General features: G+C 33.7%; 22 protein-coding genes, 3 tRNA genes and 1 pseudogene. 4 read left to right on the forward strand and 22 right to left on the reverse strand.

Features of this window, described 5'->3' with window-relative positions:
• The 6 genes from BVG17_RS04315 to elbB form a co-directional block, all read right to left on the reverse strand.
• Entirely contained in the window at positions 1-789 is a 789-nt protein-coding gene (locus tag BVG17_RS04315) for a hypothetical protein (protein ID WP_010407002.1), read from the reverse strand.
• The gene (locus BVG17_RS04320; protein WP_063630896.1) at positions 786-1,394 is read right to left on the reverse strand and encodes a hypothetical protein; all 609 of its coding nucleotides are present in this window, start codon (positions 1,392-1,394) and stop codon (positions 786-788) included. The genes BVG17_RS04315 and BVG17_RS04320 overlap by 4 nt, the downstream gene beginning before the upstream one ends.
• Positions 1,395-1,398: 4 nt before the next feature.
• Complete coding sequence (locus BVG17_RS04325; protein WP_063630895.1) at positions 1,399-2,859, reverse strand: hypothetical protein; 1,461 nt, start codon at positions 2,857-2,859, stop codon at positions 1,399-1,401.
• Between the two features lie 249 nt (positions 2,860-3,108).
• Positions 3,109-4,035 (reverse strand): 4-hydroxy-3-methylbut-2-enyl diphosphate reductase, encoded by a 927-nt coding sequence (gene ispH, locus BVG17_RS04330; protein ID WP_063630894.1) that lies wholly within the window; start codon positions 4,033-4,035, stop codon positions 3,109-3,111.
• Positions 4,036-4,101: 66 nt separating this feature from the next.
• Complete coding sequence (locus BVG17_RS04335) at positions 4,102-4,410, reverse strand: hypothetical protein (RefSeq protein ID WP_063630893.1); 309 nt, start codon at positions 4,408-4,410, stop codon at positions 4,102-4,104.
• 138 nt (positions 4,411-4,548) lie between these two features.
• Positions 4,549-5,247 carry an isoprenoid biosynthesis glyoxalase ElbB gene (elbB, locus tag BVG17_RS04340; RefSeq protein WP_063630892.1) on the reverse strand — a complete coding sequence of 233 codons (699 nt, stop codon included), beginning with the start codon at positions 5,245-5,247 and terminating at the stop codon, positions 4,549-4,551.
• 141 nt (positions 5,248-5,388) lie between these two features.
• On the opposite strand from elbB, the gene BVG17_RS04345 reads away from it, so the two are divergent.
• The gene (locus BVG17_RS04345; protein WP_063630891.1) at positions 5,389-6,369 is read left to right on the forward strand and encodes a glycine zipper family protein; all 981 of its coding nucleotides are present in this window, start codon (positions 5,389-5,391) and stop codon (positions 6,367-6,369) included.
• A gap of 81 nt (positions 6,370-6,450) precedes the next feature.
• Here BVG17_RS04345 and BVG17_RS04350 read toward each other — a convergent pair.
• From BVG17_RS04350 to BVG17_RS04380, 7 genes and pseudogenes are all read right to left on the reverse strand, one after another.
• Positions 6,451-6,935, reverse strand: a pseudogene (locus tag BVG17_RS04350) (transposase); the annotation flags it as partial.
• 360 nt (positions 6,936-7,295) lie between these two features.
• Positions 7,296-7,895, reverse strand: coding sequence for a ubiquinol-cytochrome c reductase iron-sulfur subunit (petA, locus tag BVG17_RS04355; protein ID WP_063630889.1), 600 nt, complete (start codon positions 7,893-7,895; stop codon positions 7,296-7,298).
• Positions 7,896-7,989: 94 nt separating this feature from the next.
• Positions 7,990-10,692: a DNA topoisomerase (ATP-hydrolyzing) subunit A gene (gene gyrA / locus BVG17_RS04360; RefSeq protein WP_063630888.1), complete on the reverse strand. Its 2,703-nt coding sequence runs from the start codon at positions 10,690-10,692 to the stop codon at positions 7,990-7,992.
• 43 nt (positions 10,693-10,735) lie between these two features.
• Positions 10,736-10,808: transfer RNA gene (locus tag BVG17_RS04365), tRNA-Val, on the reverse strand.
• 64 nt (positions 10,809-10,872) lie between these two features.
• On the reverse strand, positions 10,873-11,739 hold the full coding sequence (locus BVG17_RS04370; protein WP_063630887.1) for a tetratricopeptide repeat protein: 867 nt from the start codon (positions 11,737-11,739) through the stop codon (positions 10,873-10,875).
• 72 nt (positions 11,740-11,811) lie between these two features.
• Positions 11,812-12,198 carry a DUF1284 domain-containing protein gene (locus tag BVG17_RS04375; protein ID WP_063630886.1) on the reverse strand — a complete coding sequence of 129 codons (387 nt, stop codon included), beginning with the start codon at positions 12,196-12,198 and terminating at the stop codon, positions 11,812-11,814.
• The gene (locus BVG17_RS04380; RefSeq protein ID WP_017531914.1) at positions 12,195-12,722 is read right to left on the reverse strand and encodes a biotin transporter BioY; all 528 of its coding nucleotides are present in this window, start codon (positions 12,720-12,722) and stop codon (positions 12,195-12,197) included. The genes BVG17_RS04375 and BVG17_RS04380 overlap by 4 nt, the downstream gene beginning before the upstream one ends.
• A 112-nt stretch (positions 12,723-12,834) precedes the next feature.
• Between BVG17_RS04380 and BVG17_RS04385 the strand changes: the two genes are divergently transcribed.
• Positions 12,835-13,392, forward strand: coding sequence for a nitroreductase family protein (locus tag BVG17_RS04385; RefSeq protein ID WP_143688852.1), 558 nt, complete (start codon positions 12,835-12,837; stop codon positions 13,390-13,392).
• On the opposite strand, the gene BVG17_RS04390 is transcribed toward BVG17_RS04385, so the two are convergent.
• Positions 13,368-14,480 carry a glycoside hydrolase family 5 protein gene (locus BVG17_RS04390; RefSeq protein ID WP_063630901.1) on the reverse strand — a complete coding sequence of 371 codons (1,113 nt, stop codon included), beginning with the start codon at positions 14,478-14,480 and terminating at the stop codon, positions 13,368-13,370. The two genes, BVG17_RS04385 and BVG17_RS04390, sit on opposite strands and share 25 nt — an antisense overlap.
• A 105-nt stretch (positions 14,481-14,585) precedes the next feature.
• Here BVG17_RS04390 and dapF point away from each other — a divergent pair, with 105 nt between their 5' ends.
• Entirely contained in the window at positions 14,586-15,380 is a 795-nt protein-coding gene (dapF, locus tag BVG17_RS04395; RefSeq protein WP_063630885.1) for a diaminopimelate epimerase, read from the forward strand.
• Between the two features lie 6 nt (positions 15,381-15,386).
• Here the strand turns inward: dapF and sucD are convergent, their stop codons facing one another.
• From sucD to hemF, 8 genes are all read right to left on the reverse strand, one after another.
• Positions 15,387-16,268: a succinate--CoA ligase subunit alpha gene (gene sucD, locus BVG17_RS04400; RefSeq protein ID WP_063630884.1), complete on the reverse strand. Its 882-nt coding sequence runs from the start codon at positions 16,266-16,268 to the stop codon at positions 15,387-15,389.
• 3 nt (positions 16,269-16,271) lie between these two features.
• Positions 16,272-17,432, reverse strand: a complete 1,161-nt coding sequence (sucC, locus tag BVG17_RS04405) for an ADP-forming succinate--CoA ligase subunit beta (protein ID WP_063630883.1) — start codon at positions 17,430-17,432, stop codon at positions 16,272-16,274.
• Between the two features lie 30 nt (positions 17,433-17,462).
• Entirely contained in the window at positions 17,463-17,663 is a 201-nt protein-coding gene (rpsU, locus tag BVG17_RS04410; protein ID WP_015588134.1) for a 30S ribosomal protein S21, read from the reverse strand.
• Positions 17,664-17,861: 198 nt separating this feature from the next.
• Positions 17,862-17,935, reverse strand: a tRNA-Pro gene (locus tag BVG17_RS04415).
• 122 nt (positions 17,936-18,057) lie between these two features.
• A complete protein-coding gene (locus tag BVG17_RS04420; protein ID WP_063630882.1) occupies positions 18,058-18,753 on the reverse strand; it encodes a 16S rRNA (uracil(1498)-N(3))-methyltransferase in 696 nt (231 codons plus the stop codon).
• 32 nt (positions 18,754-18,785) lie between these two features.
• Positions 18,786-18,857: transfer RNA gene (locus tag BVG17_RS04425), tRNA-Glu, on the reverse strand.
• A gap of 68 nt (positions 18,858-18,925) precedes the next feature.
• On the reverse strand, positions 18,926-20,065 hold the full coding sequence (locus BVG17_RS04430) for a hypothetical protein (protein WP_172793457.1): 1,140 nt from the start codon (positions 20,063-20,065) through the stop codon (positions 18,926-18,928).
• Positions 20,066-20,147: 82 nt separating this feature from the next.
• Complete coding sequence (hemF, locus tag BVG17_RS04440; protein WP_063630881.1) at positions 20,148-20,972, reverse strand: oxygen-dependent coproporphyrinogen oxidase; 825 nt, start codon at positions 20,970-20,972, stop codon at positions 20,148-20,150.
• Positions 20,973-21,131: 159 nt separating this feature from the next.
• Here hemF and BVG17_RS04445 point away from each other — a divergent pair, with 159 nt between their 5' ends.
• Positions 21,132-23,612, forward strand: coding sequence for a response regulator (locus BVG17_RS04445; RefSeq protein ID WP_063630880.1), 2,481 nt, complete (start codon positions 21,132-21,134; stop codon positions 23,610-23,612).
• Positions 23,613-23,667 lie beyond the last annotated feature (55 nt).

Raw genomic sequence — 23,667 nt, forward strand, 5'->3', positions numbered from 1 at the left:
TTATTTAATAGATAAACTATCTAAATCAAATTTTTGTTCTGGATAAAGCGTAAACATAATACCTCCATGTCCAAAATGTACATTTTTAGAATTGCTTATCCGTTCTTTTGTTATCTTTTGGTTTACAGCCCATGAAAAAGTTACATAATTTTCAGTTACTGAGTGCACTTTTAAATCCTTAGTATTTATAAACAACTTTCCATTTACCCATATTTTCCATGTATCGGGGGAAAAGTATAAAATTGAATCTAAACTGACTACTTTACAATTGAAATTTTCTTCCTCTGTAACTCCTGAAGACTGTAAGTTAAACTTTTCCATCTCACTAACTATTCTATTAACCTGCTCTTCATCAAAAAAAATGCTTTTTATGCTACCATATTGCGATAAAGTACTCTCTGCTGCCTCTTTTATTATATCGTCTCGATCTATATAATAATTGTTGATAAAAAAACACTCCTTCGCACGCAAATTTGCTATATCAATGAAGTCATTTATTTCTTGATTTCCAACTTTTAAAATACTTTTTAAGTACTTCTTTTCTATAATCATTCCATCATTAGAATGATGACAGACCATTTCATCATTGCCTTGTCTTTCTATATATACACATAAATTTTCACTATTTAACCCTAATATTTTATGCTCAATAAAATCTTCATTACTAATATGCTGTTGGCAAGAATATTTTTTACAAATCCCTATATTTTCTACAAGATCTTCGCAATTGCAATATGCACTAAAATTAAAAAATAGCAGCGTAAAAATAAAAAACAACTTTATATTCATCTACTTAATATGGTATACCAATCAAAAACTATACTAGCTCTCACTATCTCTATCATATTACCACTTAAAATCTGGTTTATAACTTTAGCATCTATATTTCTCTGCTTATTCAAGGTAAGAGATCTGATCATAACATAACCAGGAAGATTTGGAATAGACTGTAGAAATAAAAAAATATGCTTATCGCTAATTGAGCTTAAACTTAGAACCACTTCACTTCTTATTACTTTTGTATGTTCACTTTTATTGTGGAGTTCAGCTTCTTCAGGTATAGAAATTGATATTTCAGGTTCTAACATGTAGTGTTTTTTATATAGCTTGTTAAGCTCAAAATTTAAATTTGTAATGTATCTGCTACTATGTAAGTTTGAAGAAGAAATTCTTTTCCATAAATCTAGGTTTTTATTTAGAACGACTTCTTTATTTTGAATTTCAATGATCTGTAAATTAATAGAGCGTATTTCCTCAGCTGCAGTTTGATTTTTATTATAAACCTTTTTGTTATAGATAATAAAACACGTTGATAACCCTATTAATACAATAGATAACGATAAGTAAGATATAAAATGAATTGCGGCTTTTCTTTTTAATTGAGAGATAATCATCAGTTTACATTGCCTCTCCTATTTCAATATCAATAGATAGATTTTTCTCTTTAGTAGTAGGTAAGCTAGAAATACTAACATCATGGGTACGAAAATTATCGTTTAAGTTTTCCTGTAGTTTCTCGTATTGATAAGAAATGTCTTTACCAGATTGAAAATTAAACCTTAAAGTTGTGGTAATATAACTTTTTGCCTCATTATAATTCCACTCAAATAATTGAAGCTCTACACCTGATACTTTTAACTTTTCTACATACTTAACTTGCGTGAGAGGAGAGTACTCTATTTTTGCTAAAATATTATTTATATTAATAAAATCATAAACTTTATCTATCTTTTTTACATTATAGCTTTGACTAAGTTTTGCTAGTTTATTATTTAAAATGCTCTGTCTCGCAGATAAATTATCAGCAATATTGAAATTAGAATACAAATTTCGCAAACAAAAGGTGTTAACTATAACTAGAACCAAGACAAGGTATAGAAAAAATTGAGGAGAATTTAAATAAAGATAATTAAATAGATAAAATTCTTTAGTTTCTTTTGTATTAAAAATATTTATTGGCTTATCCTTAAAGCTATGGAACAAAATTATGGTATCACAAAAGCTATCTTTTTCGCTTATAGCTAATTCTGCTACCAATAGTTTACCTAGCTCATATGGAGTCAATATGTTCACACTATTCTCTGAAAAATTTATAACTGATAAACTAGATTTAATAGCTTCTGATACTATGATGCAAAGGTCGATAGGGTCATTTTTTTCAAATCCAAACTTAGTTAAAGATTGAATTGTATTTTTCACTTCTTGATATATTTCACCAGCAATGATTCCTGGTAAATTATCATCAGTAAATGGTATTAAACGTGTAAATATCATTTTGTTCTCTTTAAGAATCACTTGTCTATAGCCACCTGTTTTAGTTGCAGCAACTATAATTTTCCAGTTACTAGGATCTTTGTGTAGAATCTTTTTTGCTATACTGACTAGTTCTATAGGAAACATTAATATTCCTTTAAAGTTAGAGCCTATTTCAACAAACACGTCCAACCAATATTCTATTAAATGATTTGCTTTTGATGAAACAAATAGATACCACCAGTTTTGATTAAATTTATTCGGCTTTTCGACCAAGAGAATAGAATTTATATCGTTATTATGAGCAAAATGCTCTACTTTTGTTTTTGCTGATAGATAAGCACTAATCCTATTTACTCTTGGGATAGACTGTAGCAAATAGTTCTGATCAGTGTGATTGAGAACCAGATATAAGGGTGCTTTTTTATCTGATGAGAGACATGAAATTAAGTCAGAAACAGCTTGATTATTTTTGTCCTTAGCAAAATATCTTTTATTTAAAGTATTATTTTTAAAATATAGTAACATTGTGCCTTCTTTTCCTATAGAAAGCATAAACTTACTTTTGGGTTTTGACCCAAACATATTAACAAAGTGTATACTCATCTAGAATTAAAAAGGTAATTTATTGAAATTCATTAAACATTAGATGACAATATTACTTATATTATAAGTTTTTGATAAAATTAGTAGTAATATTAACCCTTTTGTATGATGAAGGTTTTTTATATTTGTGCTAGACACAACTTAACCTGACAAACGAGGATTAATTATATCTCAGCTTGATATTTTATTCTCCAACAGACTGAAAATTGAATTGAGCTAAAGACCTGATTTGACGCACTTTGTTGCACATTACCATTTAGTATACTTGAACTGAACATTTTCAGTGAATCCATCTGGCATGACTGAAACTTTTGTATTCATATTTATTTTTAAGTAATTTACTAGCTCATCAACTAATATATCAGGAGCAGAAGCACCTGCAGTAATTCCTATTTTTTCTGCGCCCTGCAACCAATTTTTGTTCATACATTTATAATTATCAATCAAATAGGCTCTTTTTCCTGTGGAAATGCACAGGTCTAATAAACGGTTTGAATTTGAACTGTTTTTGCTTCCTACAATTAACACTACGTCTGTAATTTTAGCCAATTTTTTAACAGCGTTCTGCCTATTTTGTGTTGCATAGCATATATCTTTTAAGTCGGGGCCTGTAATGCTTGGAAATCTGAGCTTCAGTGTAGCAATAATTTCTTTGGTATCGTCAATACTTAACGTGGTTTGTGTTACATAAGATAAATTATCTGGATCTTTGATTTGTAAATTGTATACGTCTTCCATAGTTTGAACTAGAGCTATAGGATTATTTACTCTTCCTATAATTCCTTTAACTTCTGGATGATTTTCATGTCCAATTAGAATTAATTCTTTACCACTATCCTCATACCTTTTTGCCTCTTTATGTACTTTGCTAACTAGGGGACATGTTGCATCAATCACTTGAACACCCTTTCTTTTTGCCTCATCCTCTATACTTTTCGACACTCCATGTGCGCTAAAGATCAATATTCCTCTATTGTCTTTAATGTCTTCTATGCTGCTTACAAAAACCACTCCTTGTTTCTTGAAGTTCTCTACTATATACTTATTATGAACGATTTCGTGTAGTACATAAACTTGGCGTTCATTTTTGTATTTCTCTAAAGTGATTGCTAATATGTCTACAGCTCTTTTAACCCCTGCACAGAAACCGCGTGGTTCAGCTAAGATAATCTCCATTTTTTTTCAAATCAAGTAAGTATGCAAACATTGCTAAAAAGTAAGCTCCGCTCACTATGTTTCATATCATGACTGCTTTACTATAATTTCAAATTTATCATTACCAAGATTCTTATTAATATACCAGGAACCGTCATCTTTAATTACAAATTCAGGACCCTTGAGGTCTCTTGTTATTGTCCTTCCATTTTGGTCATCCATGGCAATATGGATATCGAATGTAGCGATGTCTAGATTCATTATAGCTTTTTTCCCACTGTATGAATTTAGACTAAACTTGCCCAACATGACATCATTAATACTCACTTCTCCTGCATAAGTATCACACTGACCATCTACACAACACTCACTTTCAATATAAAAAAGGTCTAACATATTTACATCTATAAAAAAAAGAACTAAACTTACATACTAAATATAGCTTACTCTTAATAAGCAATTACAGATTACTTTAGCTACAACAATAATGCAACTGGAAGTATAACATAATTAATTGTATAAAGAAACTACACTTTAGAGAAATGGTTGTTTGGTTTTTTTATTAATTTTTTTCACCATACTGTCAATCATGTGTTTTATTCCTTGATATACAGAGTATGTACTTTCATCACTACGCATATAAGCAGAGCAGGAAAATATATTATGCTTTTCGTCTTCTATTGATAGCTTTGTATCGCATGTTATATGTTCGCCGCCGAGCTTCTCTATCAACTGGTCTTTGTCGTCTCCTATAGTTACCTTAATCTTACTTTCTTCTTTACCTATCTTGCTACTTAAAATTAAAACAATAATGGCTGGAGATATACATATAGTTCCTATTGGCTTTTTTGCAACAAAGAACTCTGAGACTAATCTTTCAAACTCAGGCATTACTGTTTTATTTTCAGCTAAGTCAGATAAATTTTTCGCAACTCCATATCCACCAGGTACGACTAGCATGTCAAAATTTTCAGCTTTAGCTTCTCTTAAATCATTTATCTCACCTCTTGCAATTCTTGCTGATTCTACAAGTACATTCCTTTTTTCTTTTACTGCTTCTTTTGTTTTGTGATTCATAACTTGTGTGATATCAACATCAGGAGCAAAGCACGTGACTTCAACTTCCTGCTGATCAAACACAAGCAGAGTTAAGACTGCTTCTCTCACCTCTGTGCCGTCGAGGTGGCCGCATCCTGATAAAACCACAGCGGCTCTTAATTTTTTCTCACCCATAAAATACCTTGATTTCATATAATCTAGGTATTGTAATACAAATTCCATATTTGGAAAGGAGTAATTGTTTTATGTCAATTATAATATAATTAATAATTAGTATATATAATTAGGTATATTTATAATTGATGGGAATTGAATATGGTACAAGGTGGTGCAGTAAACCCAACCAATTCGGACGAGTTCATTGAAAATATATTAAAGTATATTAGGGAAAAGCCAGATTTGGTGAAAGAATTGGAGACTCTATTAAAAGCAGAAGAACTTTTAAAGGAAGGTGAAACTTTAAATGAATCAGCTATATCTAAACTTCTGATAGAAAAAAAAGATCTTTTTGAGGGTGTAGTAAGTATTGTAAAGGAGTATATTGAGAAAGACGATAATCAATTAAAAATATTGCTTAAACAAGTAAATAAAGTAAAAGGCATGGAGAAAGAGCTTGAAACTTTAGGCAATCAACTGTTAGCTCAAGGATTGATAAGTGGAGCAGCAGTGACAGCACTAACGGGTGCACTAGCAGGTTTATTAACAGTAGGAGGAGTGACCGGTGCATTAATTGTTGGTGGAGCAGCATTCTTAGGGTTTGTAGCACTAGTTGCTATAGCTGCTATTGGTTATGTTATATATCAGCATAGAAGTGAGATAAAAGGAGGTGCGATTAACATAGGAAAAGCAGTGAAAGGTTTTGTGAAAGATATGATTGATAAATTGCCTACAGTTCAAGCAAAAGAAAATAATTTTACAAAACTAAGTAATGATTCATTGGAACAACAGCGTAAGAGTGGCACAGAAGAGCAAGCAAAGCTTAATGATAAAATAGAAGTAATAGGCATGCTTCAAAACAAAGAGCAATTAGCAGCTATAAAGGAGTTAATAGGAAAAGACAAGGCTGACCTTCTGAGCAACCTTGTGAGCAAAGGTACTAGTACCCATGCAGAAGATATGGAGAAATTGCGAAATTTTATGAACGATTTTCTACCTGCAATTATGTCCATTGGTGAGGGTAAAATAGAGAAGGTAGAAGAAATTATTAATGAGAAAGTTAAAGAAATGAAGCCAAGTCCTGAAGTGAAGAATCCAAGTTCTGAACGAGTGAGTGAAGAAGGGAAAGGAGTGCATTGATACATTTGAAGAGCGTTTTGATGTGAAAATTACTATCGAAAGGGTGGCACGCTACTTTTTGGGAGTGTTCAAACCGGATTTTTAGTTCAACTCAATTTTTAATCTATTAGGAAAGAAAATATTGAGCTGAGAGATAGTTAAAAGTCAAAGCTGTAGTCCATTTTTGCTCTGTCTTTTTATAGCACAATATACCAACTTGTACAAGCTGGTAAATGAACCTTTGGTTTTAGCAAATTTTCTTCCTCGATAGAATTAGTGGAGCCGCCTAACTGGCCCTGAATACTAGACAAATTTTTCCAATTGTTTTGCCACGATTTTATGACCAAAGGATATTTTTCACCCATCAGCTCAAGCAAATAATTTTCAGCGATTTCTTTACTTGAAGCACGATATATTTTTTTTAATCATTCATGAAAGTTTTTGCTACTTCAGTGAATTTCTTATCTGATGTACAATACATTTCTGCTTTAGCTATTTATAGCTGCAGGAAAACTTTTTAACACATGCAATCAGAATATCCTCTATTCCTCTCTCTCTTTTAGGTCGTTTAACACTTCTAACCAGAACCTCACTTTCAGCTTTTTCTTGCTTTACCATATCTCTTCCCCTCTTGTCTCTATCTTTATGTATTAAGCTATATAACTCAAAATCTTGATAAAATGCAGAAAAGTTTTTTTAATTTCAGCTCCATCCTCGAAGAGTTAGAAAATAACTTTAAGCAAGTTAGTCAGAATTTTTCTGACGCAAAGGAACAAGTTTTAAATTTAGCTGTCAACTCTGAAGATTTGGCAGGCAAGTTTCTTAATTATCACCCGAATATGTGCATAGTATAAAATTAGCTTGATAGACTTCAAGAGCTTTGCCCATGAAACCAGTGTGCTTCTTAAAATACAATATACTTTCGTTACTTTAATTATGAAAATCCGTTAAGCCTTCTTGCCAATTACTACAATATTTTCACTTGGAAAAAAGTAGTCAGGTATAGCCATGTTTTTTGGTGCAGGACCGCCAATTACTCGGCCTGATGTGTCATAATATGAACCGTGACAAGGGCAGAACCAACCGTTGCCGTCTTTTGTAGCGTGATCAACTGGTACACATCCAAGATGAGTGCATATTCCAATCATAATTAACCATTCATCTTTCCCTTTGTATACTCTTTTTTCATCTGATTCAGGATCTCTCAAATTTTCTGCATTTATGGCTCTTGCAGCCTCAATCTCTTGTTTTGTGCGCTTGCGGATAAATACTGGCTTACCTTGCCATTTTACTTTTTTTCCTTGTCCTTCTTGAATGTCAGATAGATTAACCTCAACCGTAGACATTGCTAAAACCTCAGCAGAAGGATTCATAGACTTAACCAATGGCCAAAAACCGCTTGCAGCTCCTATACCTGCCATGGCATACGTAGTTAATGTGATAAAATCTCTTCTACTCTTATTTTTGGCAAAATCTTTAACAAGAGATGTTTTTTTATTCTTCTCATTCGTCAATGATTTTTTATTTTTAGTTAACTTCTTATCCATCAATCTCTACTTGAACATAGACATATATTTTAATTTAAATATTATAGATTAATCAATAGAAATTTGCACTGTTTGCTTAGCCTTTGCTACATAATTAAGAAGAAGTAGCACTTTCAACCTCAGGCATATTCTCTTCAGTGGAGCTAGGATCTTCAATTTTTGCTACCGATACCACCTTTTCTTTATTTTCTGTTTTAAACAGAGTAACTCCCTGAGTGCTGCGTCCTGCAATTCTAATTTCATTAACCGAAATGCGAATTAACTTTCCTTTATCTGTAATAAGCATTATATTGTCATCCTGCTCAACTGGAAAACTAGCAACAACATTGCCATTTCTACTAGTAGTAAGGATATTTGTAATACCAACACCACCTCTACCTGTTACCCTATATTCATATGCAGAAGTTCTTTTACCAAAGCCATTTTCAGTAATAGTTAATATGAATTCCTCATTAAGTGCGAGTTTTGAGAATAATTCGTTCTTTATTCCTAAATCATTCAAAGTTTTTTCTGATTTAGAATCAATTGAGTTGTTGGTTGCAGCTTCCATCCTTTTTGCAAGCGGAACTCTTAAGTAAAGTTCTTTTGTTTCTGTTGCAATACCTATGCCGTTTAGTATGGTCGTGGATATCACGCTGTCATTTTTTGCAAGTTTGATACCTCTTACTCCATCTGAATTGCGACTCTTAAATTGACGCACATCGCTTACAACAAATCTAATGCTTTTCCCAAGCGTTGTTGAAAGTAGAACGTGATCAATTTCGCTACATACTTTAACTGACACTAATTTATCCCCTTCGTCGAGCTTTATTGCTATTTTTCCATTGCTTGGAATATAGTGAAAATCCGCTAAGGAGTTACGCCTTATGTTCCCATGAGCAGTAGCAAAAACTATATTTTGATTTTCGTCATTCTCACTTGGAAGCGGCATGATGTTAGTTATAGTTTCACCATCGCTAAGCGGGAATATATTAACAAGCGCTCTTCCACGTGCAGTTGGCTCTGCAAGAGGCAGTTTGTAAACTTTTAATCTGTAAACTCGACCGATATTAGAAAAGAATAAAAGGCTAGTATGAGTATTTCCAACAAATAATTTTGTGATTACGTCCTCCTCTTTTAATCCCTGTCCTAGCTTTCCTTTTCCACCACGATGCTGGGTTCTATAGTGAGAGAGCTTCACACGTTTGATGTAACCATTCATAGTTACGGTCACTACCATATCTTCTTGTGGAATTAGATCTTCAGCTTCAATGTCCATGTCTGATTCTTCTATTGAAGTTCTTCGAGGTACGGCAAATCTATTCTTTATTTCTTGTAAATTGTTTTTTATTTCTTGCATCAATTTCTCTTCTGAGCCAAGAAAAGCGATATATTCTTTTATCAGGCTAAGCATTGAATTTAACTCATTTTCTAATTTGCTTTTTTCAAGGCCTGTTAAGCGTTGCAATTTCATATCAAGAATAGCTTTTGTTTGCAGCTCAGTTAATCTATACACTCCATCTTTCAAAAAGCTCATACTGTCTGAGATTAATTCAATAATCGTGTTTATTTCAGCTGAGGTTTTCCATTCCTTGTTTAAAAGCTCTCTGCTTGCTTCTTCAGGATCTTTTGCACCACGGATGATTTTTATCACTTCATCTATGCTGAGGACCGCAATGTAGATCCCTATGTATATATGAGCTTTTTCTCTCGTCTTTTTTAGACGAAACTCTGTTCTCCTGATTAGTACTTCTTTTCTAAAGTCAATAAAAGCAGCTATGATTTCTTTCAATGACATCAAAGCAGGCCTGTTGTTGTTCAGAACTAAAGTATTAACACTAAAGCTACTTCTCAGAGGAGTAAGTCCTAGTATTTGATTCAATATAAAATCTGCTTCAGTGTTTTTTTTGAGATCAATTACTACTCTAATGCCAGACTTATCAGACTCATCCCTAATCTCTGTTATGCCCTCAATTCTTTTTTCTTTTGCGAGCTCGCCTATTTTCTCAATTAATTTTACTTTATTTACTTGGTAAGGTATTTCATCAATAACTATTGCTTGTCTATCTTGTGGCAGATTTTCTATATGAGTTTTACCCTGAACGACAATTGAACCTCGGCCTTTAGCAAACGCTGATCTTATTCCAGATCTGCCAAGAATTATTCCTCCCGTTGGAAAATCCGGCCCTGGTATTACTTCAAGCAACTCATCTAGAGTAACTTCAGGGTTATCTATATATAACATGCAAGCATCAATTATCTCACCAAGATTATGAGAAGGAATATTGGTTGCCATACCAACTGCAACACCACTTCCACCGTTTACCAACAGATTAGGAAATTCTGCCGGCAATACGACAGGCTCCGTTTCATTTCCGTCGTAGTTTGCCCTAAAATCAACTGTATCTTCATCAATATCATTCAGTAAAAAATGCGACACCCTGTGGAGCCTTGCTTCTGTATATCGCATTGAAGCTGGCGGATCTCCATCTATCGAACCAAAGTTACCTTGCCCATCAATAAGTGGTAAAAGAAGAGAAAAATCTTGAGCCATCCTGACCAAGGAATCGTAAATAGCTGCATCACCATGTGGGTGATATTTTCCCATTACATCTCCAACTATACGAGCTGCCTTTTTATATGGCTTACCTGCATCGAACCCAGCTCTTGACATTGCATATAATATACGCCTATGTACAGGTTTAAATCCATCTCGCACGTCAGGTATAGCTCGGCTTATGATTACACTCATTGCGTAGGAGAGATAAGAATCTTCTAGCTCTTTTACTATCGAAACTGGTACTATATTGTCTTGCATTTTCTATACTTTGATTGAAGATATTAACATTTAGTTAGACAAATGGGCAATGACAGACTTGAACTGCCGACCTCCTCGGTGTAAACGAGATGCTCTACCAGCTGAGCTAATTGCCCCTCTAGATACAATTCTATAGTTCAATGTTGTTATTGTAAACAAAAATAGCTATGAAAGTAGCTCTTATGAAATTGCTGGGTGCGCACTATGGAGTTGTATAAATTTTAGTCTTGCTGCTACCTTATATAAAGGTATTCTTTCACTTGCATTTTTTGACATGTTCAACAACTTTAAATAAAATGCTGTAGCATTTTTAAAATCTGAGAGTTTATCTAAAATAACAGCTAAATTATAGATATAAAAAATATTGTTTTGATCTAGAGAAATTGCCTCTGTCATATACTCTCTAGCTTTTACGTAGTCTCCTTTTTTCATATAGGTCAAACCCAAATTTGCTGATAAAGGGGCGTAATTTTTGTGTATATCATACAATTTCAACATTTCACTTAATGCCAAATCAGGATCATATTGTGAGATTATCGTCAGAAAATTTTTAAATATATAGGGGTTATTAGAGTATTCTTTTAACAGTCTTGTGTAAATCTCTATAGCCTTTTTAATTTCTTTATTAGCGTAATAGATATTCCCTAGTCCAATTAAAGCACTTTCATGATAAGGAAATTTTGCGATAATCTGATTAAGGAGAGAAGTAGCTGTCTCATTATCTCCTGATTCAAAGGAGTCTTTTGCTTTTTTTAAAATAGAGTATATATCAAGATTCTTGCCAGAATTCTGCGAAATTTTGATATTAAATTTGTCACTTTTTCTCTCAATCACATCAAGATCTTTATATTTTTTATCAGCTTTTATATGCTTGACAACATTATCGAAGGCCTTTTGTATCTCTAAATTTTTGCTAGCATAGGTAATAGAAGACCTACATAAAATCACAACGCAAATTAACATGCAGATAAACATAGGTCCTAGTGTTGTGGGATTAGTTGCAGCGCGTAACCAGTAAATCTTATTTCTTTGAACTATACGCAACACATTACAAATTCATAAATGCTAAATTACTTATCTAATATAATAATAAAGATATTATTAATTGGCAGACACTATTTAGAATGAGTTCAAAAGAGCGCTTCTGCACATTCCATATTTCCGCCAATTACACCCCTCACATGCGTAGTCGAATTTTTCTAAAGACATTTTCTCTCTAATTCTTTTTACTGCTTCATTCCAGGTTAAAGTCTCTCCAATTTTTATTCCTAAAATTTCCATATGCCTTCTATCTAGCTCTAAAACTTTAGCTTGTGTAGTGCACTCACCTTGTTTTGTCTGATTTGGGCAGGCACTACAGATACTATCAAGATTGCCGACTACTTCGATTTGAGTGCTAATTACTTTACTTGCTATCTTTTTATAATTTTCTACAAAACCCTGAGAATACCCATATCCCCGAAACGCGAGGGTGCACATGAAATGATGAGGGCGGAATTTTATCATTTTTTCAAATATTGCAAAACTGCCACAAGTAGAAAAATTTTTACCAAACCAGGAAGGATAAATGGTAAAACACCTACCATTATTGCTTGTTCCAGACCCAAGTAAACAGCAAGCCAACTAACACCACAAATAAAGATTACAACTGTACCAGCCAGACAACTTAAAGAATTACACACAAATGATTTATACTTAGAGTTCAGTAATTCATTTACTTTGCTCATTACCATAACAGCAGCTGAACAGCCAATTAAATATCCACCTGTTGGCCCTAGAAAAATGTGATAACCACCAGAAAAACTTGCAAGAATAGGCAATCCTGCTGCACCAAGTGATAGATATGTAAGTACAGAATAGAATGCTGTTCTGCAGTTAAATTTAAGCCCAATAAGCATTACCCCCAAAGTTTGCAATGTGATGGGTACAGGCTGCAATGGTACGTTTATTTGAGCCATCAAGAATAAAAGTAAAACGCAAGACAGTATTTCAGCCAGTGTTGATCTACTGCTAGATTGTGTTATAAACATACCTTTCCAATAAAAATAACTTATTAGATCTAATGTATGTCTATAGGTTTTGCAATTTAAATTTTGCTTATATTGTGCTACAATAAATTATTTATGCGCTATTAAAAATGAAATGACAAGTAAACAAGATCTATTATCGTTGATGAAAGAAAGACACAGCGGACGTTTATACGATCCTACAAGAGCAATATCTCAGAAAGAAATGGATATTTTAATAGAAGCTGTAAGGCTGACTCCCTCATGTTTTGGTGATGAACCTTGGAGATATGTAATATGCAACAAACAGAACAATCAAAGCGCATGGAAAAAATTGTTCGATTGCCTTGATGAATCTAATCAAAAGTGGGCAAAAGATGCACAAGTGTTAATCATATCTTTAAGTGCTAAAAACTTCCGAAAGCCAGACAAAGGGGGAAATTTTTGGGCTAAGCATGATACTGGTGCAGCAAATTACGCACTTATGCTACAGGCTACAGCTATAGGCTTAATGGCTCATCAGATGGGCGGATTTGACAAAGACAAAATAATAGAGAGGTTTAATGTACCTGATGATTTTAATGTAATGTCAGTGATAGCGGTTGGTTACGAGGAAGAAGGTGCCGAAGTTAAAGAAAAGAACAGAAAGCCAATAGAAGAAATATTTTTTTATGACGAATGGCCAGCGAGCTGACTTGACCATTCTTTTTTTAATATCTTAAAAATTGGATTATCTGGCAAATAATTTTTTTTCATCCTACCCTCTTCAATTGCTTGCCAATCTTTCCATGAAAGCTTTTTACTTCCCAATTCATAATCCATTCCATCCCACATATCTTCTCGAAAGCCATAAACAGCAAAGTGCCAATTATATTCATTAAAAATAGAAGTAAGATCTCGAAAATAGTGCTCTAATCCTTTTGAACAGCGATGTCCGCCAAACTCTCCAGCAAGGATCTGATAATCTGGTATATTATACTTCTCTTGGAAAATTTTTACAGGTTCTATATATAATTTTAACTTATCTTTATTCCAATACTCTACTTTTTTTCCATCAAAAGATTGAACATGTCCAGGGTAGGCAAAGTTATCCTGGTTTAATTTTAAATTTGTATAAGCAAAGGGCTCATACATGTGAAAAGAATAAAGAATATTAGAATCATCAACTGGTTTGAATTTATCAAAAGTATTAGAGTCAGCATAACTGCTGCTATCAAGTATTATTGGGGTCTCTGAGTCAACTTGGCGGACACTGTTTACCACGCTGCTATAAAAGCCAAATAGATTCTTCTGAACTTTGCTTTGTTCTACGTTATAAATAGCCGAATCTGCAGTATTATAAAGCCTTTCTGGATGTGGTTCATTTAAGATATTATATCCAACAATAGCAGGATGATCTTTAAGCTCTTTCGCAAGATCTTGCCAAAATTTTGCTGCTTGTTTTTGAAAAGCTTGATCTGACCATAAACGTAAATCATCTTTATCGTTATTATTTTGCTTCCATCTAGATCCAGGTAAGCTAAGCATCGTTAACACTACTGGTATTTTTTGTTGATGAAAAGCATCTAAAACATCTTTCAGAACTTTCAGGTCTTTGGGAATTAGGCCCTGATAACTGTCTGCATTACCTAAGAGGAAGTCACGTTGCGTAGTTTCAAATTTGTCAGGAGCAAGACGAATAAAACCAATTTTGTATTCCTTTGCTGCTTTGATTAAGTCACTATCAACTTTTCTATTGAAAACATTTGCTCCCTTTCTAACTCCAGTTTGCCAAAAGAGCATTTTGCTGTTCTCCGGTATTGACTTAGCACTCACATTACAGAAAACTATAGAATACAAAACAGCTGTAATTAGAAGAAAAATTTTCACTTATATAATTTTGCTATAATGGTAAGTAACCTAACAGACAAGATCCCGTTTGTAAAGATGCATGGTACTGGCAATAGTTTTGTTATCATAGACTCACGTTCAACAAATAATTTAGACTGGAATTATAGACAAATTGCTGATCAAGGCAGTTGTGATCAAGTGATAATTATAACAATGTCTAATGCTGCAAACTGCTTTATGCATATCTACAATGCTGACGGTAGTCGAGCTGAAATGTGTGGAAACGCAGCACGCTGTGTTGGATATTTGATAATGTTAGAAAAAGGTACTGAATATATCACTATTGAGCTGATAAATAATCGTATCTTAGAATGTTTTAAAGTAGGTGATAAATCAATAAAGGTCAATATGGGTAAACCACTGCTTAAATGGAATGAAATTCCTCTTTCTTGTGAATGCGATCCCCTTTATCTACCTATAGAGCTTGAAATGCTGAAAGAGCCAGTTGCAGTAAATATTGGTAACCCTCATATAGTTTTTTTTGTTGATAACATAAGCGAAATACCATTGCAGAATTTAGGACCAAAGCTAGAAAATCACGAATTATTTCCTCAGAAAACAAATGTTAGTATTGCACAAATAGAAAAATCTGGAGAAATAAACTTAAGAGTTTGGGAAAGAGGAACAGGTATTACTGCTTCATGTGGTAGTGCGGCTTGTGCAGCATTTGTTGCATCTATACTTCGTAAGTGTTTGACTACTAAACAAACTTCAGTGCATTTACCAGGAGGTCAGTTACTGATTGAGTGGTCAAAAAATATACTTATGATTGGGGATATAGGGTTTTTATAACCTAGGCTAGGCACTGACACTCATTACTTCTAACACCTTTTTACCAATCACAGCAGGGGTTTCTGCAATTGCAATTCCAGCACTGCGCATAACCTCTAACTTTGCACCAGCACTTCCGCCACTAGAGGAGATAATAGCCCCAGCGTGCCCCATACGTCTTCCTGGAGGTGCTGTTTGACCTGCTACAAAACCAACGATTGGCTTTTTAGTTTTTTCTGTTTTCACAAAATGTGATACATCCTCTTCTTCGTTTCCACCTATTTCACCAATAACTACAATACCATGAGTATCGTCATCTTTTAAAAAGAGCTCCATACAGTCAACAAACGTCATACCATGAACAGGATCCCCTCCAATTCCTATACATGTTGACTGACCAAGACCAACAGCGGTTGTTTGTGCTACCGCTTCATAAGTTAAAGTTCCAGAACGAGACATAATTCCTATATGTCCACGTCTGTGAATATGTCCTGGCATAATTCCTATTTTGCATTCTTCGGGTGTAATAACCCCTGGACAGTTTGGGCCAATCAATCGACTGTTTGAACCAGCGAGAGCGTGCTTTACCTTTACCATGTCAAGTATAGGAATGCCCTCTGTGATGCAAACTATTAATTCTATCTCTGCATCTATTGCCTCAAGTATTGCATCAGCTGCAAATTTAGCAGGTACATATATTACCGTAGCATTCGCATCAGTTTTTTCTCTAGCTTCTGCTACGGTATTAAAAACTGGTAAATTAAGGTGAGTGCTTCCACCCTTGCTAGGAGTTACACCGCCAACCATTTTGGTTCCGTAGCTAATTGCTTGTTCTGAATGAAATGTACCTTGTGCACCAGTAAAACCCTGGCATATTAATCTTGTATCTTTATTTACTAAAACAGACATACTCTACTTCACCTCTTGTACTATTTTCTGTGCAGCCTCGTCAAGTTCGTCTGCAGCAATAATATTTAGCCCTGACTCTTCTAAAATTCTTTTTCCTTCTTTAAAGTTAGTGCCTGATAATCTAACCACTAAAGGGACCTTAATATCTATTTCTTTTGCAGCTTCAACTATTCCATTTGCAATGATATCACAACGCATTATACCGCCAAATATATTAACCAAAATTCCTCGTACATTACTATCAGATAATATAATTTTAAATGCTTCAGTGACAGTTTCCTTACTTGCTCCACCACCAACATCTAGAAAGTTAGCAGGCTCTGCTCCATAGTACTTTACTATATCCATTGTTGCCATAGCAAGACCTGCACCGTTCACCATGCAACCAATATTGCCATCCATTTTGATGTAACTAAGTCCATGTTTTGAAGCTTCTATCTCTTCTTTAACTTCTTCATCATAATCACGAAGCTGCACGATTTCTGGATGACGATATAAAGCGTTGTCATCAAAATTAATTTTAGCATCAAGTGCAACAAAATCCCCGGAATTTGTTTCAACTAGTGGGTTAATTTCTATTTGGCTTGCATCAGTTGTAATAAACGCATCATATATATTTTTTGCAATATTTGTTATTCTTTCTATTTGTTCTGAATTCAAATTAAAATTATTGGCAAGTTTACTGCTATCAAGATTTGTAAAACCAGTAGCAGGGTCAATATCAAATTTCACAATTTTTGTAGGAGAATTTTTTGCCACTTCTTCGATATCCATTCCACCTTCTGAAGAAAATATAAATACTAGCCTACTAAGCTTTGGATCGACTACTAGACTCAAATAGTACTCTTTTTTAATGCTTGAACCTTCTTCAATGTATACTTTCTTTACCTGCTGTCCGCTTGACCCTGTTTGATGAGTAACTAAAGTTATGCCAAGCATGTCCTTTACAAGTTGTTGAGCTTCTTTAGTTGACTTTGCCAGCTTTACGCCACCAGCCTTACCCCTACCACCTGCATGAATCTGAGCTTTAACCACAAACACGTCAGATTTTAGTTGATTTATTTGAGTTGCTACTTCTTCTGCAGGTGTAGCAACAAAACCCTTTGGTACCGGAACATTAAACTTGTGTAAAATTTCCTTTGCTTGATATTCGTGAATATTCATAAGATAACTAATTATTAACCTTAGTAAAAACTACCAACCATAACGCTGTCTTCTGCATTCTTGCTGATATCTCTTTTTCCTTGCTTCAGCTTTTTTTTTAGCTGTTTTCTCTGATTTCTTTTCGTGATATTTTTTTTTCATTTTGAGCCCTCTTCCTTCCTTTTGAATTATTTTTTTCAACACTGGAAGAGCTCTATCTACATCACCATAATGGACTGATACTTCAATCAAACTCTATACCTCCTTCGGTAATCACTTCAAAATCCATTTATAAATTAGAAAATTAACATTGTCAATTATTTTATAAACTTGAGCGATAGAATATGATATGCAGTGATTTATATGAAAAAAGCTTCATTCTGCTGTCAATCATTTACTTGCTGATAAAAATTGCTCTTAGGTTACAGTGCTCTTGTAATTTTTCTAATCTCGGGGCGGAGAGATTTGAACTCCCGACCCTTTGGTCCCAAACCAAATGCGCTACCAGGCTGCGCTACGCCCCGACTTCTTTACTAAGAGTATCGATAGTTCGGAAAAATGCAAGTTTCATTTATTTCTTTTAGGAAAAATATAATGCAGATTTCTTTATATAGAGTGTCAAGTTGCACTAGCCATATTAAAAAATCTAGCTATACCAATTGGTGAAGGTTAATGCAGCAACTACAGCAGTATCAACTCTCAAAATTCTTTTTCCTAGACTCAGTTTCTGACAAAATTTATTGGCAGAATCAAGTTCGCAAGATGAAAAACCACCTTCGGGGCCAACAATAATAGCAACGTTTTTCTTGCCTTTTAGAACTTTGTTAGGAGGTTTTCCTTCACCTGTTTCATCACACAAAACAAAATTTTTATTCTGAGAATCGGGTAATTCATAAAAATCAATGGGAAGCAAAATCTCTGGTATACTTATCCTACCAGATTGTTCCGCAGCTTCAATTGCCTGTAATTTCGCTCTACTTAGGTTAATGTTTTTTACTACTGTACGTTCTGTTGAAATAAATTGAATGCAGGTTACTCCCATTTCAGTTGCTTGTCTTACTATGTTGCTTAAGGCGCCGCTTTTTACCAGAGCACAATACAAATATAGATTTTTTTCATGTTGTTGTTGTTTAGTGTGTTCTTTTATTATAATTTTTGTCGATTTACTTGATATATTCACTACTTCTCCTAACCATTCTCCATCCTTTCCATTAAAAAGATAGATGTTATCATGCTTCTTAAGCCGCATTACATTGTAAATATAGTGACTTTGTCGTGGATGAAGCGCCAAACTTACATTTTGTGATAAAGCTTCTTCAACATAAAGCCTAATTTTTTTCATTCAAAACTTTAGTTATTTGCATTCTGTTTGAGTGACTCTTACGGGATTTGAACCCGTGTTACCACCGTGAAAGGGTGGTGTCCTAACCACTAGACGAAAGAGTCGACTTGAATCTAACTGAGTTATATCGATTATACATATAAAGTCAATTCAATTATTTTGAATCACACAGTTAGAGTGATATATCAGTGATTTTATATCGACAGCCTCCTATTACCCCATGTTCAATGCTTACTGAACCTATCTCAGATTTAGGAGCTTTAGATCCTAATTCTAATTTTTGTTCAACTTTTGTATCTGAATCATAGCCAGAATCGTATCCAGAATCTCTACGCTCAAAATTTTGCCTTATTTCTTTTACGTTAAAGCCAGCCTTGGTCTTGATTTGCTGACTCGCTGGCTTATTAGCACTTTGCTCATTTAGTTTTACTTGCAAATTATTCACTTTATCCTGCACTAATCCATGATAAGTCCCAGAATTATCTTTTATATGTTTTGCTTGTCTTTCTGATCTCTTTTTCGATAAATCTACCTTAGCATAAATAGGCTCTGGTTGCTCTTTATTATTTAAGCTAGTGGGCTTTTTTTGCTCTGAGAAATCATCTACATCTTCATAAATAGGTTCTCCTGATATACTAGAACAACCACTATCTTTCAATGATAAATTTTCAGTAGATCTTTTATGCAAATCATATACTTCAGCATAAATGGATTCTTCCGATACGCTCAACTCTTCTAATGAGTTACTAACCTTAGCGTCATATACCTCATCATAAATGGGCTCTTTTAAAAGTAAAATATCATCGTGCTCAAAAATTCTAGGAGGTTTTTTAGGTGAGTTGGCCTTAAATTTTAGCTCTACTTCCTCTTTAAGCTTGTCACAACTTTCCGTTTGTTTCAAAATCTCCAATATTTCTTTTCTTTCTTTTTTTATTAGCTCACCAAGCACTAAACAACATTTTTCTTTACGATCTTTGAGACTGTCCTTATCTCCGTACTGCATAGCTTCTGATGCTCTTTTGTATTGAAGGATTACATTTCCTATACTATTATTTATTTCATTAATATTTGCTCCAGCACTAATAAGTAACGTCATTACATTATGATCAAGATTTGTTACTGCATACTCTAAAGCTCGATTTAAAGTTTGATCATTATTCAAGTCAAATGACCCCTTGTTCCTAAAAGGATTAATTCTAGAAAAGAGTTTTTCAAAGCTGTTTACTATATTATGAAGACTTAAAGCTAGCCTCACGCCTCTTATATTGCTATTTCTAGCGGATTTAATTAAAAAACTATCTACTATACCCATGATTGTACCCCTCTATATAAAAGCTCACCATTGTGGTACAATTTTAAACTATAATGATTTATTTTATATTAATAACCGCTTTTCACACCCACTTAACAAGAGGCGGCATCGACATCATAATTGCATCGGGGTTACCATTAGTCATTAAACCAAACCTTGTACCACGATCATAAAGAAGATTGAACTCCACATATCTGCCACGTTTTATCAATTGTTCTTCTCGTTGTTCTTTTGTCCAAGATTTCTGCATATGTTTGTGTATGATGTGTAAGTAAATTTCTAAAAAGGCTTCACCTACTGCTTTTGTGAACTCAAAATCATTTTTCCAGTTGCCAGAAGTTAGATTGTCATAAAAAATTCCACCAATACCACGTGGCTCTTTTCTATGTTGTAAAAAAAAGTAATCATCACATTGCTTTTTAAATTTCGGATAATATTCGATGTTGAACTCATCGCAAGTTGCTTTAATTGATTCGTGAATATACTTGCAATCTCCCTCATCTTTATAAATTGGAGTAAAGTCCATTCCTCCACCAAACCATTGTTTTGAGGTATATATCAGCCTTGTGTTCATATGTGCTGCAGGGATAAGGGGAGATTGCATGTGAGACACTAAAGATATACCGCTTGCCCAAAACTCTCCATTGCTTTCACTTGCACCAGGAATTTCATTAATGGCTGAGTCTGCGAGCTTTCCGTATACCCTTGAAACGTTTACTCCAACTTTTTCAAAAATATTACCAAAGATAATTATAGATTCACCACTTCCTCCACCTGGTCGGTTCCACTTTCTTTTTTCGATTTTTGGTTTTGTGAATGACTGTACCTCAATTGATAAGAAAGATTCGGTGATCTTGTTTCTCAGTGCGCAGAACCATTCAAATGCTTGTGTCTTTTGTTTTTCCATAATGCCTTCTGTTGGCTTATTAATATTATTGTACTCTATATTTACAGGACTTAATTAGATTGGGATAGTAACTACCCATCAAGGATGTTAATAAATCTATAATAATTAAATCAATATAGTAGAATATTTTTATATGTGCAAGGATGCCAAGCAATAATAATGAGTAAAAGATACATAGATAACAAAAAAGAGAACAGAGTTGACTTCATACTAAGAAATTATGGGATGTCAATTATTGTGATGGCAGTCATTATGTTCTTACCTCCAATAGCAATATCAGTACTCTATTTTTCTAATGTATATAGTCAGCATGTTAATATAGAGATTAATTTATTAATTAGCACTCTAATGACTCTCTTTGTGGTATATAATATAAAACGTTACAAGCATCTACTTAATATCATAGAGTTTCAAAATGCAATATTTGCAAATGCGCTGAATCATAATACAGAGTTTTGTCTCATTTTACATAAAGATGAGGGTATTATTTATGCTGATGCGAGGTTCTACGAAAGGTTTAAAGATCACATAAACGATGATGTTACGCTAGATAAAATTCTTGAAGCAGGAGATGTTTCAGAAAAAGACAGAAAATCACTCTATCATGCGTTAAGAAATAACACTTCTGTAAAAGTATGCATTTCCTTAAGCAAGAAGAGTAGAATATCTAACTTTCTTTTGCTCTCTGAACCAATACCGGATAATCCACAAATTGCTATAAATAGTAATAAGACTTTAAATTTATCATTAGCCCCAATAGCAAGACCGAATGGGTATTTTGTACTGAAGGCAACACAGGTAAACAAAGAGCAGGTATATGAAGAGTTGATAGAGAAACACAATATAGCAACTTACGTTGCAAATACAAAAGGAGGTATCTTATCTGTAAATAAAAGATTTTTAGACATGTTTGAACTAAAAAAATTGGAAAAAGGTAGCTCAATCAATGATTTTATATCTCAATCGAAGTATGACGATACAATAACCAAAAATGAAATTATGTTTTTTACTATAAGCGGTGCTCCATTTAAGGCTTATATGAGTACTGCTACATTTTGTGATAAATATAATCATAGCTATATACACGGCTTTATAACACCAACTGAATCAAATATTGTTGATTATCAACTACACCCTTGTTTTACAAATTCGTCAATTGCTATTGCACAATGCGACATAAATGGCAATTTTATAAAGAAAAATATAGCATTAGTAAAACTTGCGGGGTCAAATAATGGTTCTATCTTTGCATTGATATCAGATGGTTATCATATGAAAGTGCGTGAATATTTTTCAAGTAATAGGATAAATAATGCGTCCTTTGATGTGCAGCTCAATGGCGGTAATAACATGAAAATATATTTTAATAAGTTTCTTCATAATAAAGTGATGTTCATACTTTGTTATTTTATTGATAATACTGAACGTAAAAAACTAGAGATAAAACTTGAGCATTATCAAAAGGTGCAAGCTATAGGGCAGTTAGCAGGTGGTATTGCACATGATTTCAATAATATATTAACCGGAATAATAGGATTTTGTGATTTGCTTTTACTCCAGCACTCAGCTAGCGATCCATCTTTTGGAGATATAATACAGATACAGCAAAATGCAAAACGTGGGTCAAATTTGGTAAGACAACTGCTTGCTTTTTCAAGAAGACAGACTTTGCAGCCAAAGATTATGAATGTAAATGGTACGATAGCTAATCTTTATGAAATGATCAAAAGATTAATAGGTGAAAATATAAAATTTAATATTTATTATGGTAGCGATTTGGGTGCTGTTAGGGCTGACCAAGGACAATTAGAGCAAGTGATGCTTAACTTAGCAGTTAATGCTGGTGCTGCTATGGAAAAGGGGGGAGAGTTAACTATACGAACCTTTAATCAAAAGGTTGATTCATTAAATTCTACACCTCAAGATATGTTTTCTCCAGATAAGGAAACGATTGAACATGGGAATTATGTTGTGATTGAAGTGATTGATACTGGATGTGGAATGACGAGTGATATAATTGAAAAGGCATTTGATCCATTTTTTTCTACCAAAGATATTACTTCTGGTACAGGTCTTGGCCTCTCTACTGTATATGGCATTATTAAACAAACCGAAGGATACATCTATGTTGCTAGCAAAGTGAATCATGGAACTAAATTTAGCATATTTTTGCCCATAGTTTACATATCGGATGAAAATGATAAAGAGGAAGATAGTCAAGAAATAGAGAAACCGGTAGAGATTAAAGGTAATGGTATAATTTTATTAATTGAAGATGAAGATTCAGTAAGGGAATTTACTGCTAAGGCTCTTACAAGAAAAGGATTTAATGTAATAGAAGCGAGTATAGGCAGCGAGGCACTAGAGATCATTAGAAAAAAAAATCAACACATAGATCTAATAATCACTGATGTAATCATGCCAGAGGTGAGTGGTCCAGAAATAGTTAAAGAAACATTGATACATAGGCCAAACATCAAAGTTATTTTTATTTCTGGATATGCAGAGGATGCTTTTTTAAAGAGCGATGAAATCAATATAGAAGACTTCCATTTTTTACCCAAACCATTTACTCTGAATGAGCTAGGAAATAAGGTTCAAAGTGTGTTACACAAGACAAAAAAAGGCAGTTTACTTTGATCATTATTGGCAACAAAAAAAAATTCTAATGCAAAAATTTCTTGCATATATACAA

The organism is Wolbachia endosymbiont of Laodelphax striatellus, from assembly GCF_007115015.1.
Classification (GTDB): domain Bacteria; phylum Pseudomonadota; class Alphaproteobacteria; order Rickettsiales; family Anaplasmataceae; genus Wolbachia.

What these genes read in the sequence shown, in the direction of transcription:
- BVG17_RS04445 (WP_063630880.1), top strand. Translation starts at nt 21,132, where the DNA reads ATGAGTAAAAGATACATAGATAACAAAAAAGAGAACAGAGTTGACTTC.
- sucD (WP_063630884.1), bottom strand. Translation starts at nt 16,268, where the DNA reads ATGTCTGTTTTAGTAAATAAAGATACAAGATTAATATGCCAGGGTTTT.
- BVG17_RS04430 (WP_172793457.1), bottom strand. Translation starts at nt 20,065, where the DNA reads ATGGGTATAGTAGATAGTTTTTTAATTAAATCCGCTAGAAATAGCAAT.
- BVG17_RS04335 (WP_063630893.1), bottom strand. Translation starts at nt 4,410, where the DNA reads ATGTTAGACCTTTTTTATATTGAAAGTGAGTGTTGTGTAGATGGTCAG.
- BVG17_RS04390 (WP_063630901.1), bottom strand. Translation starts at nt 14,480, where the DNA reads ATGCTCTTTTGGCAAACTGGAGTTAGAAAGGGAGCAAATGTTTTCAAT.
- hemF (WP_063630881.1), bottom strand. Translation starts at nt 20,972, where the DNA reads ATGGAAAAACAAAAGACACAAGCATTTGAATGGTTCTGCGCACTGAGA.
- BVG17_RS04420 (WP_063630882.1), bottom strand. Translation starts at nt 18,753, where the DNA reads ATGAAAAAAATTAGGCTTTATGTTGAAGAAGCTTTATCACAAAATGTA.
- dapF (WP_063630885.1), top strand. Translation starts at nt 14,586, where the DNA reads ATGGTAAGTAACCTAACAGACAAGATCCCGTTTGTAAAGATGCATGGT.
- BVG17_RS04385 (WP_143688852.1), top strand. Translation starts at nt 12,835, where the DNA reads ATGACAAGTAAACAAGATCTATTATCGTTGATGAAAGAAAGACACAGC.
- petA (WP_063630889.1), bottom strand. Translation starts at nt 7,895, where the DNA reads ATGGATAAGAAGTTAACTAAAAATAAAAAATCATTGACGAATGAGAAG.
- BVG17_RS04345 (WP_063630891.1), top strand. Translation starts at nt 5,389, where the DNA reads ATGGTACAAGGTGGTGCAGTAAACCCAACCAATTCGGACGAGTTCATT.
- gyrA (WP_063630888.1), bottom strand. Translation starts at nt 10,692, where the DNA reads ATGCAAGACAATATAGTACCAGTTTCGATAGTAAAAGAGCTAGAAGAT.
- BVG17_RS04380 (WP_017531914.1), bottom strand. Translation starts at nt 12,722, where the DNA reads ATGTTTATAACACAATCTAGCAGTAGATCAACACTGGCTGAAATACTG.
- elbB (WP_063630892.1), bottom strand. Translation starts at nt 5,247, where the DNA reads ATGGGTGAGAAAAAATTAAGAGCCGCTGTGGTTTTATCAGGATGCGGC.
- sucC (WP_063630883.1), bottom strand. Translation starts at nt 17,432, where the DNA reads ATGAATATTCACGAATATCAAGCAAAGGAAATTTTACACAAGTTTAAT.
- BVG17_RS04315 (WP_010407002.1), bottom strand. Translation starts at nt 789, where the DNA reads ATGAATATAAAGTTGTTTTTTATTTTTACGCTGCTATTTTTTAATTTT.
- BVG17_RS04375 (WP_063630886.1), bottom strand. Translation starts at nt 12,198, where the DNA reads ATGATAAAATTCCGCCCTCATCATTTCATGTGCACCCTCGCGTTTCGG.
- ispH (WP_063630894.1), bottom strand. Translation starts at nt 4,035, where the DNA reads ATGGAGATTATCTTAGCTGAACCACGCGGTTTCTGTGCAGGGGTTAAA.
- BVG17_RS04325 (WP_063630895.1), bottom strand. Translation starts at nt 2,859, where the DNA reads ATGAGTATACACTTTGTTAATATGTTTGGGTCAAAACCCAAAAGTAAG.
- BVG17_RS04320 (WP_063630896.1), bottom strand. Translation starts at nt 1,394, where the DNA reads ATGATTATCTCTCAATTAAAAAGAAAAGCCGCAATTCATTTTATATCT.